The organism is Escherichia sp. E1130, from assembly GCF_005781065.1.
In the GTDB taxonomy this organism is placed as follows: domain Bacteria; phylum Pseudomonadota; class Gammaproteobacteria; order Enterobacterales; family Enterobacteriaceae; genus Escherichia.
In genome coordinates this window covers 407,869-425,566 of sequence record NZ_VATL01000012.1, presented here as the reverse complement: position 1 = coordinate 425,566, position 17,698 = coordinate 407,869, and the positions used below count along the sequence as shown (strand labels likewise).

Sequence of the window (17,698 nt, the reverse complement as noted above, 5' to 3'; positions counted from 1 at the left end):
CTCCAAAACGTGTTTTTTGTTGTTAATTCGGTGTAGACTTGTAAACCTAAATCTTTTCAATTTGGTTTACAAGTCGATTATGACAACGGACGATCTTGCCTTTGACCAACGCCATATCTGGCACCCATACACATCCATGACCTCCCCGCTGCCGGTTTATCCGGTGGCGAGCGCCGAAGGTTGCGAGCTGATTTTGTCTGACGGTAGACGCCTGGTTGACGGTATGTCGTCCTGGTGGGCGGCGATCCACGGCTACAATCACCCGCAGCTTAATGCCGCGATGAAGTCGCAAATTGATGCTATGTCGCATGTGATGTTTGGCGGTATCACCCATGCGCCAGCCATTGAGCTGTGCCGCAAACTGGTGGCAATGACGCCGCAACCGCTGGAATGCGTTTTTCTCGCGGACTCCGGTTCCGTGGCGGTGGAAGTGGCGATGAAGATGGCGTTGCAGTACTGGCAGGCCAAAGGCGAAGCGCGCCAGCGTTTTCTGACCTTCCGCAATGGTTATCATGGCGATACCTTTGGCGCGATGTCGGTGTGCGATCCGGACAACTCAATGCACAGCCTGTGGAAAGGCTATCTGCCAGAAAACTTGTTTGCTCCGGCTCCACAAAGCCGTATGGATGGCGAATGGGATGAGCGCGATATGGTGGGCTTTGCCCGCCTGATGGCAGCGCATCGCCATGAAATCGCGGCGGTGATCATTGAACCGATTGTCCAGGGCGCAGGCGGGATGCGCATCTACCATCCGGAATGGTTAAAACGAATCCGCAAAATGTGCGACCGTGAAGGTATCTTGCTAGTTGCTGACGAGATCGCCACCGGATTTGGTCGTACCGGCAAACTGTTTGCCTGCGAACATGCAGAAATCGCGCCGGACATTTTGTGCCTCGGTAAAGCCTTAACCGGCGGCACGATGACCCTTTCCGCCACGCTTACCACGCGTGAGGTTGCAGAAACCATCAGTAACGGCGAAGCCGGTTGCTTTATGCATGGGCCAACTTTTATGGGCAATCCGCTGGCCTGCGCGGCAGCAAACGCCAGCCTGGCGATTCTCGAATCTGGCGACTGGCAGCAACAGGTGGCGGCTATTGAAGTACAGCTGCGCGAGCAACTTGCCCCCGCCCGTGATGCCGAAATGGTTGCCGATGTGCGCGTGCTGGGGGCAATTGGCGTGGTCGAAACCACTCGCCCGGTGAATATGGCAGCGCTGCAAAAATTCTTTGTCGAACAGGGCGTCTGGATCCGGCCTTTTGGCAAGCTAATTTACCTGATGCCGCCCTATATTATTCGCCCTGAACAGTTGCAGCGCCTGACCGCAGCGGTTAACCGTGCGGTACAAGATGAAACATTTTTTTGCCAATAACGAGCAGTCAGCCTGAAGGTTTCTGGCTACACTTTCTGCAAACAAGAAAGGAGGGTTCATGAAACTCATCAGTAATGATCTGCGCGATGGCGATAAGCTGCCACATCGTCATGTCTTTAACGGCATGGGTTACGATGGCGATAATATTTCGCCGCATCTGGCGTGGGATGATGTTCCTGCAGGAACCAAAAGTTTTGTTGTCACCTGCTATGACCCGGATGCGCCAACCGGCTCCGGCTGGTGGCACTGGGTGGTGGTTAACTTACCCGCTGATACCCGCGTATTGCCGCAGGGGTTTGGCTCTGGTCTGGTAGCAATGCCGGACGGCGTTTTGCAGACGCGTACCGATTTTGGTAGAACCGGGTACGATGGCGCCGCGCCGCCGAAAGGCGAAACGCATCGCTACATTTTTACCGTTCACGCGCTGGATGTAGAACGTATTGATGTCGATGAAGGTGCCAGCGGCGCGATGGTCGGGTTTAACGTCCATTTCCACTCTCTCGCCAGCGCATCGATTACCGCGATGTTCAGTTAATCACTCTGCCAGATGGCGCAATGCCATCTGGTATCACTTAAAGGTATTAAAAACAACTTTTTGTCTTTTTACCTTCCCGTTTCGCTCAAGTTAGTATAAAAAAGCTGAATGAGAAACAGGAAAAATAACCAATATCAATGTGTTATGATGGTTTTAGTCTAAATAATAGACTACATAATACTGCAAAACACAGCATGTGCAGTCACTATGAATCAACTACTTAGATGGTATTAGTGACCTGTAACAGAGCATTAGCGCAAGGTGATTTTTTGTCTTCTTGCGCTAATTTTTTGCCATCAAACCTGTCGCACTCCGGAGAAGCACAAAGTCTTGCAATCCAGTGCAAAGATTTGTGCGCCCCCCCCCCACTACGACCTGCATAACCAGTAAGAAGATAGCAGTGATGTCAAACGACGCAGTTGTCTTCTTTTCTTTCACGACTTCCCCACACCCAGCAAAGACTTAACAGTGTTGCCAGACAGCTCAACGAAAGGCCGAGAAAAACGCTAGACTATGAATCACCCGCAGAGCTGTTCAATAAGTGTGTTGCGTCCATCGATTGGACTCACAGCACAAAGCGGCCCCAAAAGTGTCCATTCTATCTAAACGTTCTGGGTGAAAATGTTGAGTGCCGCTTCCTCGCTGATTCGCCGTCAGAAATATTTTACCTCTTTTAGTAATGGGGCATCATCTATTATGGAGGAAATTATTAAATGCTTCAGGCAGAACGTAATTTTCAGGTTGAATAAAGTCTGCGTCTAAAATGTTATCAACCAATGTTATTTTTAACGATACTGCTATATTCCCAAGGAGGCTTTCGATTCTTGTTGATGAATGTAAAACAATAATTGTCAGAGGACATGCCTTAGGGTATTTTTTAAATATCTCCTCAATTTCATCTTTTGATTCTATTTTGGCTTTACTTATTGTTTCGTTGATATCGTGGGTGATAATATTAATAGCTTGATGGGGATTGGCATACAAGATCCCTTCTATTTTTGCATGTTCCGCAATATTCATTGCATTCAATAAAATATAACCAGTATTACATTGTGCGCGATTAATCTGCTTTGCAGCAGATCGGATGTTATCAACCACAGTTTTGGGATTATTACTGTTTAATGTCTTGCAAGCAACAGATGTGACTGTATCATTAAAATCGAATATTATATCAGGGTTCGAGCCATTAGAGGAATTAATGGGATCATCCAAGGTGACATTTTTTCCTGCTGATACCGCAAATAAACCAAAAATTAGCTCAATGAATTTATTGGTTTTGTCGTCTTGCTTACCTGTAACGTTACTCAAAAAATTAGTTTTTCTATTAATTTTAGGAACAGCTTCAACTAAAAGTTTTAAATGAGGAATGAGTTTGTCAAATTCTTCACAATCTTTGACAGACCAAATCCACCGATATAATTCATGTAATCCCATAACTGCAATCCGTCCCTTTTCGGATAGAGTCGGTTGTGGTGTTTGGTTGTATTTTTCAATATAATCCATTGCTTCTAAATAATCATCTTCCAAACCAGAACCAGTTTTGGGGATGACATCCGAATCTTTTAGGAATGACACTAATTCGTCAAGTTGTGGCTTCACTTCATTTATATTAAAAAACATAGTTTCCTCATATCTCAAGCAACCCAAGAAAATGTGTGTTTAAAAGGCTTATTTAATAACAACACAAATATAATTACATTATGAATGTCACTCACTAGCGATGAAAAACAGCGAATGTTCTATAGCATTCTTGCATCCATGTCAATTTTTATCGCTAGTAAAATATTGCGAATTTTTTGTTCTAAATACCAATTCTCGTAATCTTGGAAAGATTAATCTTTTGAAGATAACGTTGCATCACCACGTTGAATCCACAGCGATAATCGGAAATAACACGATGGTATGATGAGATATGGGCGGCAGATTAATTAATTTGCTCCTTAGTGTGACACTCAGGGTTTCCATCCTTATGCTGCCATTTTTATTTAGGACGGGATGATGTTAATGTTGCAAGGTATGTTGGCATGAACCATTCTCTAACAAGTTCTTCGTACATATTTGAAAGATTTGTTAACCGATGCCAAATATATTCAGAGCAGCAAGTCAAAAAATGTTCATAATCTTCAGGCTTTAATTCCTTATCAATGTCAATTTTAAGTTCGAGCAGTTCTTTGTGGCTCCATACCATTGGTTCCCAAAATTCATGCCCAGACCAAATGTCTTGCCTTAGGGCAATTACGATAAAATTCTTTATCATTTCAACGGTATCTTCAAAAGAGACTGAATGTGGTGCAGTCGCTTTACCTTGCATTCGATTAATCTCTTTTAATTGATAATTAAAAAGAGAGAATGCTCCATACATTTTTGATCTTTTGCCATATACACGTAATGGGACAAGTGCATATTCATCATCCAAAATTTCGTTTTCAAGAGGTATATGGATAACCTTTGAATTCCTTTGTGAAAACACGGGGTCTTCTGGGATGAGAACTTTGTCTATGTAATCATTGAGACAAACAAAATATGCTTTTTCTGTATTAGTATCAACTAGTATCAACAATACTGGAATTGCAATACCAATAGATTGCACGGTCAATATATCTGATATATCCAACTGAAATTTGGCAACAGGAATTTCAACAAAATCATCTTTATTTTCTGTTAACTTACTTTTTGCTACATTTCCACGTTTGTAAACTTTGCGGGAAGTATATTCAATGCAGTCTGACGATTTTAGTTGTACAAAGAAATTTTCGCCAAGGGTTTCTGCTACAGTTTCACTTTCATCAATAAAGTCAAATAATTCAACGACGCAATCAATACCATAATCGGCGCCATAACTATGCACAACCCATTCACGAGGTAGTTTCTTTCGCAGAACCGTAACAGAAATTTCTTCTTTTACTTGATTAATTGAGCGTCTTTTCTTTGGCACAGTACCACCTACTTAACTAAATAAAAAGAGATATTACACTATAAAATTTACATTGTCCGCCTCAGACACATAGCAGCCCTAGAGATAGTGGCGTACAGTCATAGATGGTTGGTGGGAGGTGGTGGAAATCCTCTCATGCAAAAAATACGTAAAATCGATAACAGCTGGAAATCATTCAATACTCGCACTATCGGAAGTTCACCAGCCAGCCGCAGTATTCTGCCATGACAAGTTGCTGCGGCTTTTTATGTTTAACGGATAAACAGCCAGACCAGCAGACACGCCACCACCGGCACAGAAAAATCCATAAGGCTTCCTCCATCCCAAGCGCGCGGATCAAAACCGCTCCACCACGGCATGTTAATCCGCTTGCCATGCCCAAACATTTCAATCCAGCGATATTCTGCCTGGGTGTGTTCACGCGCAATGAAGAACGTACAACCAGCTATCGCTCCGTAAGCCAAGTTTCCGGTAAAAATACCAACCAGTATCTGCGCAGCCACAGCACAAAGTACATGAAGAATTGAGGTTATATCCATCATAAATTCTTCGACGAAACCACAGCATAATTACCTTTGTTATTAAATCGGAAAACATTGTAACCCACGTTACGGAATTGCTTGCTTCACTGTGAATGATATACATGATAGAATCTGCAACTTAAATCATATAAAACTTAAGCCGTTCCGCGTTTTATGCCCGTTGCTTCCACGGGCTATTTTCACAAAGATCACTCACAAAAAACTATCATATTCACTTTTATTCTAATAAAGAATAAAATAATCAGTCGTCAATTTGTACCATTAATTTTGTTTCAAGCCTTCCCCGCTTTCGAGAGAATGCGGGGTTTTTTATATGGACATAACTTCTCACCCACTATTTGTACACTTATAATTCAGCTTCGCTGAAAGACGTTCAGGATGTACTTTGACAGATTTAATCATGTTTCACTTATCACCAACAAAATAATAACCAAGAAAACTATCACACACATTAACTATACCTCGCCGCATTGCAGCACGGTATACAGATGACATCATTAAATGATGTTACAATGCTGAGATATAATGCTTCATGTTATGATGATAGAATTTTGAACATTCATAAACACTACTAATATTAGAGGCTACAATATGAGAAATGATATTACTGCCACATCTGAAAATATAGTGGATTTTTTTAAACAGTCACCATTAAATGACTACATAAAAAAAGCATGGTTATACAATGAAAATTGCTTCGTTGTTGATTTTGAATATAATGGCGTGAAATTTGCTCTGGATTTCTCATATAGTCAACCAATTGATAAACAAAATTTAAATGTTGATTTCGTACCAAGAAGCAATCCGTTTAACTTCACAATTGCGAAGGGGGAAAATAAAGAACGTATATCATCAGAGGCAAATCTTACATCTGCATTGGCTTCTTCCCTTCTAAAAGTAACAAGTGTAATTAACATCATTAATTCTTGTCACCCTATTGATGTTAGTGTAGTTATACCTGTGCACAACCGCGAAAAACTTATTCTTGAATGCATTAATTCACTTAATAACCAAACAATTAATAAGGATCGCTTTGAGGTTATTTTTGTCGATGATTGTTCAAGTGACAAAAGCATTGCCGCTATAGAATATAATATATCACCGGATATTAACTACAGAATTATTCGCCGAGAAATTGGTTCAGGTAACGCTTCAACCCCGCGAAATGAAGGGATAAAAGCAGCAAAAGGGCGTTATATTTTCTTCATGGATTCTGATGATTATATTGACGAAACCCTTCTTGAGAGAGGGGTTCATATTGCTGATAAAAATAATAGTGATATTGTTTACTTCAAAATTGCATCAGATGGTAATCGTAAGGTGCCGACCCGTCCATACAAAGTAAAAATTGTAGATAAAGCCGATATAACCAAGCACCATCTATTGCGGTCATTAGCCATATTCAAATTCTTCCGAAGAAACATGCTTAAAGAGCATAACATACTCTTTAATCCTGCTATCACTGTAGCTGAAGATAAAATATTTATGGTTCACGTTTTGTCTGTAGCTAAGAATATATCCATTCTTGCCGACAAAGATTATTATCACATAACACTTCATGACGGAAGTCATTTATCACGACAAAAATTCCCTCTTGAGGACAGGCATTTCATTCTCAACTCGATCATTAACACTATTTACTTTTGCGAAAAAACGGATGAAGAAAAGGCCAAGCTTTACAATGCGTGGCTGGTGATATGCCTTGAAATGATGGAAAAAATATGTGGTAAAGCAGGTGGCAACGAGCAAAAGAAACGGATGTTCTTTAACATGCTCTCAACCACTTTCAATATCCGCTCAGATTTAGTAAATCAGGATATGATTTATACCCCTCAGCGTAAGTTCATCAAACCTTTTTTACAAAATAATTATGAAGGTTTTATAGCTGAAATTTAAAACATTGCCCAGCATGTAGCTGGGCATACATTAAAAGTATCACATATCAACCATTTAGTGTTAATTTTAATAATCTTTCCAGATCATTAATCTTTGATGTGATATTGGCAATATCCTGCTCATGGCGATGATATAGTGCGCTCATTGCCAGAAACATTAACTCGTCATAGCGCACTGATAATTTCCTTCCTGATTCTACAAGTAGCCTTACCTCACCCGTTTCATACTCTTCTTCCTCTGTGATTTCATCATATTGACCAGACTCTTCATCAACCAAAATTTTCCTGGTCACATTTCTTGTTGCATAGACTTTCTCGAACTCGTCATTCCACTCTTCATAACAAAGAACCCCATAAGAAAATGCATCAAGCCCTGCCGATTCAAAGATGGATTGTATATCTTGCGCAATTACACCGATATGCTCACGCGCTAATAAGCCTTTTTCTTTTACAGCATCCTTCATTCTGAATTTTTTTATCAGCGGGTAAATAGCCATTCCAACCCGCAGTTCTGCATCAGATAATGAAGTTTCATCCTGCTTGTAATTTCTGTCGCTGGTTACAATTGGACTATTATTGATGTACAGATTTCTGACAGTATTCGACTGTGTACCAATATCATAGAGATTTGAACCTGATGGTCGAAAATGACCTAATTCTGTTAATACCCATCTGTCACGCAAGCCGTCACTCTCTCCCATAGTTCCAAAGTAAAAAGCAACTGGGATATTTTCTCCGGAAGGATTGCCTCTTGTGACGCATTTAATGCTTGCGCATTGCACAGCCTTACTACCCGTATCACCGGCCCATACATGAGTACCCAATACATCCCCTGTCTGCAGGGCTCCAAAATTATCAGTTGATACAACACCAGAACGAGATTTATACATTATTGCTCTTGGTCCTTCTGCGGTATCTGACTGATGCCGAGAAACCCAAGAGTTGCTCATCCCTTCCGTACCATTTGAAGCTAACTGCATTCCACCAGTAATTCCGCCATCAAGGAACAATATAGGGTTATCCCGGTTAGTTTGAATACCCTTTCTTGTTGGCCAAACTGTCCAGTGAAAAGTATCATTATACTCCCTTACTCCATATTTGTACTCCGGGGAGCCAGAGCTATGAAGACCAGTATTACTGGATACAGAACGGCTTGCTTTGCTTTGCACTACCGAACCAGACCTGCCTATATCAAACAGATATACATTTTTCCCGTTCTCAGCAACTCCTTTATATGTGCATATCCCCAGCGTTAAAACATACCCACTCTCCGTTCTAATTACTGTTAGGGACTCAGGCTCTTTATAAACAGGAGTTCCTGTACTATCAGATTTTGCTTCATCATCACCAACAGTTGAAATATCTACTCGCTCAATAAACCTGCCTGTTAAGTCAAATACGTAAATATAATTAGTCATGCCAACATACGTATGTGACTCAAGTATGTAAATGTATGCCCCATCGCAAGCAATTGATTGGGTAAATGCTTCTTGTGATGGTTTTTGATAGCTAAACTCAACTAAATAATCATCACTATAATCAGTTTTATGAGCTCTGTTATTCCACATGCTGACTATGTCGAAAACACGAACCGTGCAGGTAATTCCATCCGATGAAATTTTCTTGGCAAGGAGATAGTTTTCACAACTTGATACAGTTGGAGTAGAGCTTGCGCTCATTCCATCATAGGGGAACAACTTCCAGGTGATAAAACCTTCAGATACTCCGTTAGTTGTCCCTGTGTAACTCAATATATTTTCCATCGAAATACATTGATTGGCGGCATCAGTTCCATAAGGCTTCGATGTCCACAGCACGACAGTACCATCAGGATTATGATGCAATCCAAGCCCCTGATGCCCAAGTTCAGTAGAACGAGTTCTGTCGTATCTTCCTAGTTCACCAGAATTCGTCACGTCAAAGGCATTAATGCAATAACCGTATGCTGTGGTAGATGATAAAGTAAAAATCTTGTCGTTAATTTCATCATAACAACACCCTTGAATGACCGCATATAAACCTCCCGCACCTTCAGTTCTGCGCAACGTGTGTCTGGTGTTATATACTTTTGGCATTCCGGAAAATATCAATGGCTCTCTTTTATCTCTTACTTTAAGATCACCAATCGCAATTCGTTTACTGCCATCACGAATAAAAGAACCATTTATATAGCTATTTTTAATAAAACTTTTAGTAACAAAAAATGCTCTTCCACTTAAATCAATAACCCTATTTTTTATATCCATTTCCAACGCGACAAATGCTTCAGTATCATCGCTAATCCCATCCCCCTTAGCTCCAAAATAAAGAGGAGACATATTTAGCATATCATTTGATAATACTTTTTGTTTAAACTGATCCGGGTCATACTTCAGCACATTAGGAAAATAGAACTGCTGTGCACCATACGCATCATAAACAGCCATAGAATGGCCTTGCACAGTTACGAACTTGGCAATCTGTCCGTTATATACCGGATATCCAGCAGCGTTAATGATGATTGGTTGCGAAACAGGAGCATGAGAGCCATCTTCGTTCTCTACATAAACCTGAATCTGGTTTTCAGGGTTTACCGGGTCAGTGTCAATTTTACCGATATAAATTTTACCATTGGCTACGGCTTTAAAAGAACGCGCCATAGTGAAGAGTTGCGAAGGCATACTCACTACAACATTAGCTGTAATGTCTGTCATTTAATTTGCTCCAGATACAAGGAATCGCCGCAGCATTGCCACAGTGATGCATTATTAATCAAACAAAGAGACCACTGTGGTCTTATTGAGGATGCAACCAGCAGATAATAAGATGCCGATCCACTCACAAAAGCGAGGCATCAAGAATGGGAAGAGATGACCCGCAATTTAATCTGCGGCTACCTTACGAATTAAAGGAAAAACTAAAACAGCGAGCCAAATCCAATGGCCGCTCTCTTAATTCAGAATTAGTTCAGATAGTGACTGATGCTGTATCAAAGCCATCCAAAATTTCAGGCTATCGAGACGATGCGGAACGAATCGCTGATGAGCAGTCCGAACTTGTTAAGAAGATGGTGTTTGATACGCTGAAGGATTTGTACAAAAAACCCACCTGACGGTGGGTTTTATTAGTGCTTGTATAGCTTGAACTCCCTGTCGAGCCATAAGACATAAAAAGTGGCTCAGGACACAAACACAAGCCTCTGACAGCGAGAATCAACAGTGATAATTCTGTTACGTTACATTCATGGCTTGATCGCTACGAAAAAATCCTCGCCAACAGAGGAATCAAGCAGAAGACACTCATAAATTACATGAGCAAAATTAAAGCAATAAGGAGGGGTCTGCCTGATGCTCCACTTGAAGACATCACCACAAAAGAAATTGCAGCAATGCTCAATGGATACATAGACGAGGGCAAGGCGGCGTCAGCCAAGTTAATCAGATCAACACTGAGCGATGCATTCCGAGAGGCAATAGCTGAAGGCCATATAACAACAAACCCGGTCGCTGCCACTCGCGCAGCAAAATCAGAGGTAAGGAGATCAAGACTTACGGCTGACGAATACCTGAAAATTTATCAAGCAGCAGAATCATCACCATGTTGGCTCAGACTTGCAATGGAACTGGCTGTTGTTACCGGGCAGCGAGTTGGTGATTTATGCGAAATGAAGTGGTCTGATATCGTAGATGGATATCTTTATGTCGAGCAAAGCAAAACAGGCGTAAAAATTGCCATCCCTACAACATTGCATGTTGATGCTCTCGGGATATCAATGAAGGAAACACTTGGTAAATGCAAAGAGATTCTTGGCGGAGAAACCATAATTGCATCTACTCGTCGTGAACCGCTTTCATCCGGCACAGTATCAAGGTATTTTATGCGCGCACGAAAAGCATCAGGTCTTTCCTTCGAAGGGGATCCGCCAACCTTTCACGAGTTGCGCAGTTTGTCTGCAAGACTCTATGAGAAGCAGATAAGCGATAAATTTGCTCAACATCTTCTCGGGCATAAGTCGGACACCATGGCATCACAGTATCGTGATGACAGAGGCAGGGAGTGGGACAAAATTGAAATCAAATAATGATTTTATTTTGACTGATAGTGACCTGTTCGTTGCAACAAATTGATAAGCAATGCTTTTTTATAAGGCCAACTTAGTATAAAAAAGCAGGCTTCAACGGATTCATTTTTCTATTTCATAGCCCGGAGCAACCTGTGAACACATTTTCAGTTTCCCGTCTGGCGCTGGCATTGGCTTTTGGCGTGACGCTGACCGCCTGTAGCTCAACACCGCCCGATCAACGTCCTTCTGATCAAACCGCGCCTGGTACCTCTTCTCGCCCGATTCTGTCGGCAAAAGAAGCGCAGAATTTCGATGCTCAACACTATTTTGCGTCCCTGACGCCTGGTGCTGCGGCGTGGAATCCTTCCCCGATTACTCTGCCTGCGCAACCTGACTTTGTTGTCGGCCCGGCGGGTACACCGGGCGTGACGCACACGACTATTCAGGCAGCGGTGGATGCGGCAATTATCAAACGTACCAATAAACGCCAATATATTGCTGTGATGCCAGGTGAGTATGAAGGCACGGTCTATGTCCCTGCAGCTCCGGGTGGAATCACCGTCTACGGTACAGGCGAAAAACCGATTGATGTGAAGATTGGGCTTTCCCTTGATGGTGGCATGAGTCCTGCCGACTGGCGTCACGACGTCAACCCGCGCGGCAAATATATGCCAGGTAAACCAGCGTGGTACATGTACGATAGCTGCCAGAGCAAACGCAGCGACAGTATTGGCGTGCTCTGTTCTGCGGTTTTCTGGTCACAAAACAATGGCCTGCAACTGCAAAACCTGACCATCGAAAACACGCTGGGCGATAGCGTAGATGCGGGTAACCATCCGGCGGTGGCACTGCGTACTGATGGCGACAAAGTGCAGATCAATAACGTCAACATTCTCGGTCGTCAGAACACCTTCTTTGTCACCAACAGTGGTGTGCAAAACCGTCTGGAAACCAATCGTCAACCGCGTACTCTGGTGACGAATAGCTATATTGAAGGGGATGTGGATATCGTTTCTGGTCGCGGCGCGGTGGTGTTCGATAATACCGAATTCCGCGTGGTGAACTCCCGTACTCAGCAAGAAGCGTATGTGTTTGCACCGGCTACGCTGTCTAACATCTATTACGGTTTCCTCGCCGTAAACAGCCGTTTCAATGCTTCCGGTGATGGCGTGGCGCAACTGGGCCGCTCGCTGGATGTTGATGCCAATACCAACGGTCAGGTGGTGATCCGTGATAGCGCCATCAACGAAGGTTTTAACACGGCTAAACCGTGGGCCGATGCGGTGATTTCCAATCGTCCATTTGCGGGTAATACCGGCAGCGTTGACGATAGCGACGAAGTACAGCGCAATCTGAATGACACTAACTACAACCGCATGTGGGAATACAATAACCGCGGCGTGGGTAGCAAAGTGGTTGCAGAAGCGAAGAAGTAATACGTTTAAAATTACCGGATGGTGATGTGTATACATCTCATCCGGAATTATAAAGTCATGAAAGTCAATATTAACATCATGACAAATAAAACCGCTGCAATTTTTATCGATAACGGAAAGAAAATAACTTTAGCGTTTTTCTTATTTCGCTCCAATACACTAATTAATCTTTTTTTAGCATCTGTTTCAGGAAAATTTATCCCTTCCGCTTTAGTCTCCCACTCCAGTTCATTTTTGCTGGTCGTCGCATAAACATATTTTTTCCCTTTCAAATAAAACTGAATAAATACCCTGACGTTATTTCCTGCAGAAAATTTTTTTAATGAGTATGGAACATCCACATTTTCAATCACAATCCCTTTGTCTGAAATTTCGATAGCTTTGATAAAAAAATAGGGTATTAGCAAACCACTAATGCCAACCATTAATCCACTTCCAAGCAACCATGCCATCAGATTATCCATACCTGTTAAAAAGTGTATATTATTTTCAGTTACGACTTGACAATTGCGAATAAAACCGATAAAAAATGAAAATGCCATTATACACAAACTGCTGGTGAAAATTTTTATAGGTAAAGATACCGGCTGCATAACTAAATAGCTATTTTCAATTTTACACGCTTTAGATAACGACTTCATTTTTATCAGAAATAGAATCTGCAATAATGATAAAAAGAATAAATACATACCCCACTTCATAAAACCACCTGTTATCAATAGTTATGTAACAATAGATATATAAGCAATCATTTTGAATATTGCATCTTTAAATTACGATACAAAAATATCATCAAACTCCCTTACTACAATTGTAACCATGGAGCCATATATCTCGCCAAAGCATCTTTAAGATAGACATATTATTGCGACAGAGAAATCATTTCTTAGTAACAATTTACAATATTCATCATCATTGGTTATATTAAAACACCAACACATCCACAATGTGGATAAATAATGTGACGCATACCATTAATCGAATGGATAATAATTAATTGATAGAAATATAATTGCTGTATGAGAGGGATACCAATGAAAACATTGGTATCCCTTGCTCTGCTATATCTGACGGTTTTTATTGAAGTTAATCAAACTACCCGCTTTGATAATCTCGCGCTCTTCAGCAGTCAGACTTTCCATATAGAGCGTAATCTCCGTTACCGGCGCATCTTTATGGATCACATAACCTTTAAACGTCATACCTGGATTATCCAGCGCAGCTTTAATGCCAGGGATGTAAATGTAATCACCTACGTTAAAATTCGGTGCTTCCGCCATTTGCAGCGGTAACATCCCCCAGTTGATGACGTTAGAACGGTAGCGTTTAGTCGCGTACTCCTCGGCAATATTCGCCAGACCGCCAATCACACGCTGGCAACTCGCCGCCTGCTCACGCGCAGAACCATCGCCTGGTTTGACCGCATAGACCATGCTGCCAATTTCAGTTTGCAGCGGATCAATATTTTCCTGACCAGCAATCTGCTTAATACGCGCAAAAACGTCTGCCAGTTCGCTGACATTCCCCGCCAGACGCTGATTTTCCAGCTCGGCAGTGGCTTTACTTCTGCCAACATAACCCGGATCACGGCGTGACAGGGTAAACTCCGCCAGACCAATTGGATTTGAACGATACGAAGAGGTTTCACCGGAAGGAATCAATTCGTCAGTGGTGGTCACTTCGTCGAGGATCTTCGAGCACACTTTGAGGACGATATTGTCAGTCAGCGCGCCTAATTCCGGCCAGTCTTTAATGTTCGGTCCGTAGATCAGCGGTTGCTGAGTCGCCCCTTTCACAAAACCCTGATAAACACGGTTTTTATACGGCGTTACATCGAAGGCGTACTCCGGCACGTTGTCCCAGCAATCGAGTTCGCTGGCAGAGGTTAAATAGCCACCGTTTGCCGCAGTCGCAGCGATAGAGCGAGCGTCCATCAACGCCACCGCTGACATCTGCCCATTGGCTGGCTTAGAGCCTTCGCGGTTCGGGAAGTTACGCGTGGTGTGGCGAATACTCAAACCGTTGTTGATTGGCGTATCGCCCGCGCCAAAGCATGGGCCGCAGAACGCAGTTCTGATGATTGCGCCTGCGCCAATCAAATCTGCTACCACACCTTTTTTGGCGAGATCCATAAACACCGGCTGTGATGACGGGTAAACCGCCAGCGAGAAGGTGTCATTGCCACAGGATTGACCGCGCAGCGCATTTGCTGCGGCGATAACGTTTTCATAGTTACCGCCAGAACAGCCAGCGATAATCCCCTGCTGCACTTTCAGGCGACCATTTTCCACTTTATCCAGCAGCGAGAGTTTGGCTTTACCATGCGCCACGCGTTCGGACTCAATTTCAATCTCACGCAGAATGTCAGTCAGATTCTGGTTCAGCGTGTCGATTTCATACACGTTGCTCGGGTGGAACGGCAGCGCAATCATCGGTTTGATGGCACTTAAATCAACGCTGATGCAGCCATCGTAGTACGCCATTGGCTGAGGATTAAGCTGGCAGTAATCCTGGCCGCGACCGTGCAGCGCCAGCCAATTATGCACTTCTTCATCGGTTTGCCAGACAGAACTTAAACAGGTCGTTTCAGTGGTCATCACGTCAACGCTGTTACGGAAATCGGTAGAGAGCGCAGCAACACCGGGACCTACGAATTCCATCACTTTGTTTTTGACGTAGCCGTTTTTGAACACGGCGCCGATGATAGCCAGCGCCACATCCTGCGGCCCCACATACGGCGCAGGTTTTCCGGTCAGATGCACCGCAACCACGCCCGGATAGTCGATATCCCAGGTGTCATTAAGCAGTTGTTTTACCAGCTCGCCGCCGCCCTCACCGACTGCCATTGTCCCTAATGCACCGTAACGGGTGTGGCTGTCTGACCCGAGGATCATTTTGCCGCCGCCTGCCATCATTTCACGCATATATTGATGGATGACCGCAATATGCGGAGGCACAAAAATACCGCCATAACGCTGGGCCGCCGATAAACCAAAAATATGGTCATCACCGTTAATGGTGCCGCCCACAGCACAGAGTGAGTTATGGCAGTTGGTCAGCACATACGGCAGCGGGAAACGTTCCATACCGGACGCTTTAGCGGTCTGTACAATACCAACAAAGGTAATATCGTGAGAGGCTAATGAATCAAACTTAATTTTAAGTTTATCCATATTTCCGGACGTATTATGAGAAGAGAGTATTGACCAGGCAATAGTGCCTTTTTTTGCTTCTTCTTTTTTTATTTCGCCGGTGAAATGTTCTTCGGCAATTATTTCGTTATTACTGGCGAGAAACACGCCTTTTTCAGATAACTTGATCATCAAATGCTCCAGATATCTGCGCACCGTGAAGTGCGCAGAAAGATAATAAATGGATATACTCTAAATAATTCGAGTTGCAGGAAGGCGACAAGCGAGTGAATCCCCAGGAGCTTACATAAGTAAGTGACTGGGGTGAGCGAACGCAGACGCCGCACATGCAGCTTGAAGTATGACGAGTATATTTACAGCATGTTCCAGCCGATCAGCATATTCCACCACCATACGCCGAGGGTGATATGCACCAGGAAGGTTAATATCGTCAGTACCGCACCGACCAACCACCAGGATTTAATATCGTTGTAACCCACACCAAAGATGACCGGACCAGCCGCGCCACCATAGTGAGTAACCATGCCGCCATAGGAGTTGGAGAACAACAGTGCCAGCGCGGTTAACATTAACGGTGCGCCGGAGACGTTCGCCAGCATGGCAAATACCGGCAACATGGCAACGATATAGGCACTACCGGAAGCGAAGAAATAACGCACGATGATGCTAAGGAAAATAATAACGAAGAAAGCAACGTTACCGTGGCCATCAAATGCCAGGTTATTTTTAAAGACTTCAGCTAACCATTCGAAGAATTTCACTTTCGATAATAATGAGCTTAAGCCGATAATACCGCCGTACCAGATTAAGGTATTCCAGCCGCCTTTATTTTTAACCACGTCTTCCCAGGTAACAATACCCAGCAGCAGCATGGTCGCCATAACAACGATTGCCACTGAAGATTCATCAACACCCAGGCTCTTACTGAAAATCCAGCCCAGCAGTGCCAGCACAAAGACAACGAGCAGCATTTTTTCACGGATTTTCATCGGCCCCAGTTCAGCAAGGCCCGCTTTGGCGATGGTTTTGTTATCCACCTTTTTAATTTCTGGCGGATACATGGTGTAAATCACCAGCGGAGTAACCAGCAGCATAATGATGCCCGGCAATCCGGCGGCCAGCGCCCATCCACCCCAGCTAATTTGCAGGTGCAGAATGTCGTTGATCATTTTCAGCGCCAGAATGTTCCCCGCCATTGCGGTAAAGAACATATAGCTGGTGGTTTTGGTGACCATGTAAATGGACATCATCAAGTAATGTCCGACACGACGCGGGCTTTTTTCAGGTTCTGACCCCAAAGCCACCGCCACGCTGTTGATGATCGGTAACACAATGCCGCCCGCACGCGCGGTGTTAGACGGTGTTGCCGGAGCCAGTACCAGATCGAGGAATACCGTAACGTAACCCAGACCCAGGGTAGTGCTACCAATTTTACCAATCAGCAAATAGGCAATACGTTTGCCTAAGCCGGTGGTCACAAATGCGGCGCTTAAGGTAAACGCCGAGAACACCAGCCAGGTGGTACCTGAAGAGTAACCGCTTAATACGGCGGTGGTTTTAAACGCACCGTCGGATAAGTTACCGACCACCACCATCGAGGCAGCAACGGCAATTAACAGTACGACAGGTTCCGGGAAAGGCTTGATAACCAGCCCCACAATCGCCGCCAGGTAAATACCAAAAAGTACCCATGCCAGTTCGCTTAATCCTGCCGGGGCTGGCATAACGCCAATAATACATGGGATCGCTAATATCAGAATTAGCTTCCATAACGATTTCTTATTCATTTAAA

Annotated in this window: 12 protein-coding genes and 1 pseudogene; 6 read left to right on the top strand and 7 right to left on the bottom strand. The window is 43.5% G+C overall.

The window, feature by feature from the left end; genetic code table 11:
• The first annotated feature begins 79 nt into the window (after nucleotides 1–79).
• Together bioA and FEK66_RS12675 are read left to right on the top strand one after the other, a co-directional pair.
• Complete coding sequence (bioA, locus tag FEK66_RS12680) at nucleotides 80–1,369, top strand: adenosylmethionine--8-amino-7-oxononanoate transaminase (protein WP_135493582.1); 1,290 nt, start codon at nucleotides 80–82, stop codon at nucleotides 1,367–1,369.
• A 58-nt stretch (nucleotides 1,370–1,427) separates the two neighbouring features.
• Nucleotides 1,428–1,904, top strand: coding sequence for a kinase inhibitor (locus FEK66_RS12675; RefSeq protein WP_135493581.1), 477 nt, complete (start codon nucleotides 1,428–1,430; stop codon nucleotides 1,902–1,904).
• Between the two features lie 687 nt (nucleotides 1,905–2,591).
• Here the strand turns inward: FEK66_RS12675 and FEK66_RS12665 are convergent.
• The 3 genes from FEK66_RS12665 to FEK66_RS12655 all read right to left on the bottom strand — a co-directional run bounded on the left by FEK66_RS12665 (nucleotide 2,592) and on the right by FEK66_RS12655 (nucleotide 5,378).
• Complete coding sequence (locus FEK66_RS12665) at nucleotides 2,592–3,524, bottom strand: hypothetical protein (RefSeq protein ID WP_135493579.1); 933 nt, start codon at nucleotides 3,522–3,524, stop codon at nucleotides 2,592–2,594.
• A gap of 361 nt (nucleotides 3,525–3,885) precedes the next feature.
• Entirely contained in the window at nucleotides 3,886–4,839 is a 954-nt protein-coding gene (locus tag FEK66_RS12660) for a DUF4365 domain-containing protein (RefSeq protein ID WP_138211471.1), read from the bottom strand.
• Nucleotides 4,840–5,090: 251 nt separating this feature from the next.
• Nucleotides 5,091–5,378: a hypothetical protein gene (locus FEK66_RS12655; RefSeq protein ID WP_135493621.1), complete on the bottom strand. Its 288-nt coding sequence runs from the start codon at nucleotides 5,376–5,378 to the stop codon at nucleotides 5,091–5,093.
• A gap of 594 nt (nucleotides 5,379–5,972) precedes the next feature.
• Between FEK66_RS12655 and FEK66_RS12650 the strand changes: the two genes are divergently transcribed.
• A complete protein-coding gene (locus FEK66_RS12650) occupies nucleotides 5,973–7,277 on the top strand; it encodes a glycosyltransferase family 2 protein (RefSeq protein ID WP_138211470.1) in 1,305 nt (434 codons plus the stop codon).
• A gap of 46 nt (nucleotides 7,278–7,323) precedes the next feature.
• Here the strand turns inward: FEK66_RS12650 and FEK66_RS12645 are convergent, their stop codons facing one another.
• A complete protein-coding gene (locus FEK66_RS12645; RefSeq protein ID WP_135493578.1) occupies nucleotides 7,324–9,969 on the bottom strand; it encodes a phage tailspike protein in 2,646 nt (881 codons plus the stop codon).
• Nucleotides 9,970–10,115: 146 nt separating this feature from the next.
• Between FEK66_RS12645 and FEK66_RS12640 the strand changes: the two genes are divergently transcribed.
• The 3 genes and pseudogenes from FEK66_RS12640 (at nucleotide 10,116) to FEK66_RS12630 (ending at nucleotide 12,754) form a co-directional block, all read left to right on the top strand.
• Nucleotides 10,116–10,367 (top strand): Arc family DNA-binding protein, encoded by a 252-nt coding sequence (locus FEK66_RS12640; protein ID WP_000532176.1) that lies wholly within the window; start codon nucleotides 10,116–10,118, stop codon nucleotides 10,365–10,367.
• A 66-nt stretch (nucleotides 10,368–10,433) separates the two neighbouring features.
• A pseudogene (locus FEK66_RS12635) lies at nucleotides 10,434–11,336 on the top strand (tyrosine-type recombinase/integrase); the annotation flags it as partial.
• Nucleotides 11,337–11,470: 134 nt separating this feature from the next.
• The gene (locus tag FEK66_RS12630; RefSeq protein WP_130259788.1) at nucleotides 11,471–12,754 is read left to right on the top strand and encodes a putative acyl-CoA thioester hydrolase; all 1,284 of its coding nucleotides are present in this window, start codon (nucleotides 11,471–11,473) and stop codon (nucleotides 12,752–12,754) included.
• A 47-nt stretch (nucleotides 12,755–12,801) separates the two neighbouring features.
• Here FEK66_RS12630 and FEK66_RS12625 read toward each other — a convergent pair whose 3' ends face one another.
• From FEK66_RS12625 to FEK66_RS12615, 3 genes are all read right to left on the bottom strand, one after another.
• Complete coding sequence (locus FEK66_RS12625) at nucleotides 12,802–13,455, bottom strand: hypothetical protein (protein WP_131161687.1); 654 nt, start codon at nucleotides 13,453–13,455, stop codon at nucleotides 12,802–12,804.
• 360 nt (nucleotides 13,456–13,815) lie between these two features.
• Nucleotides 13,816–16,077, bottom strand: coding sequence for a hydratase (locus FEK66_RS12620; RefSeq protein ID WP_135493574.1), 2,262 nt, complete (start codon nucleotides 16,075–16,077; stop codon nucleotides 13,816–13,818).
• A gap of 182 nt (nucleotides 16,078–16,259) precedes the next feature.
• Nucleotides 16,260–17,693 (bottom strand): anion permease, encoded by a 1,434-nt coding sequence (locus FEK66_RS12615; protein WP_130259791.1) that lies wholly within the window; start codon nucleotides 17,691–17,693, stop codon nucleotides 16,260–16,262.
• Nucleotides 17,694–17,698: the final 5 nt, after the last annotated feature.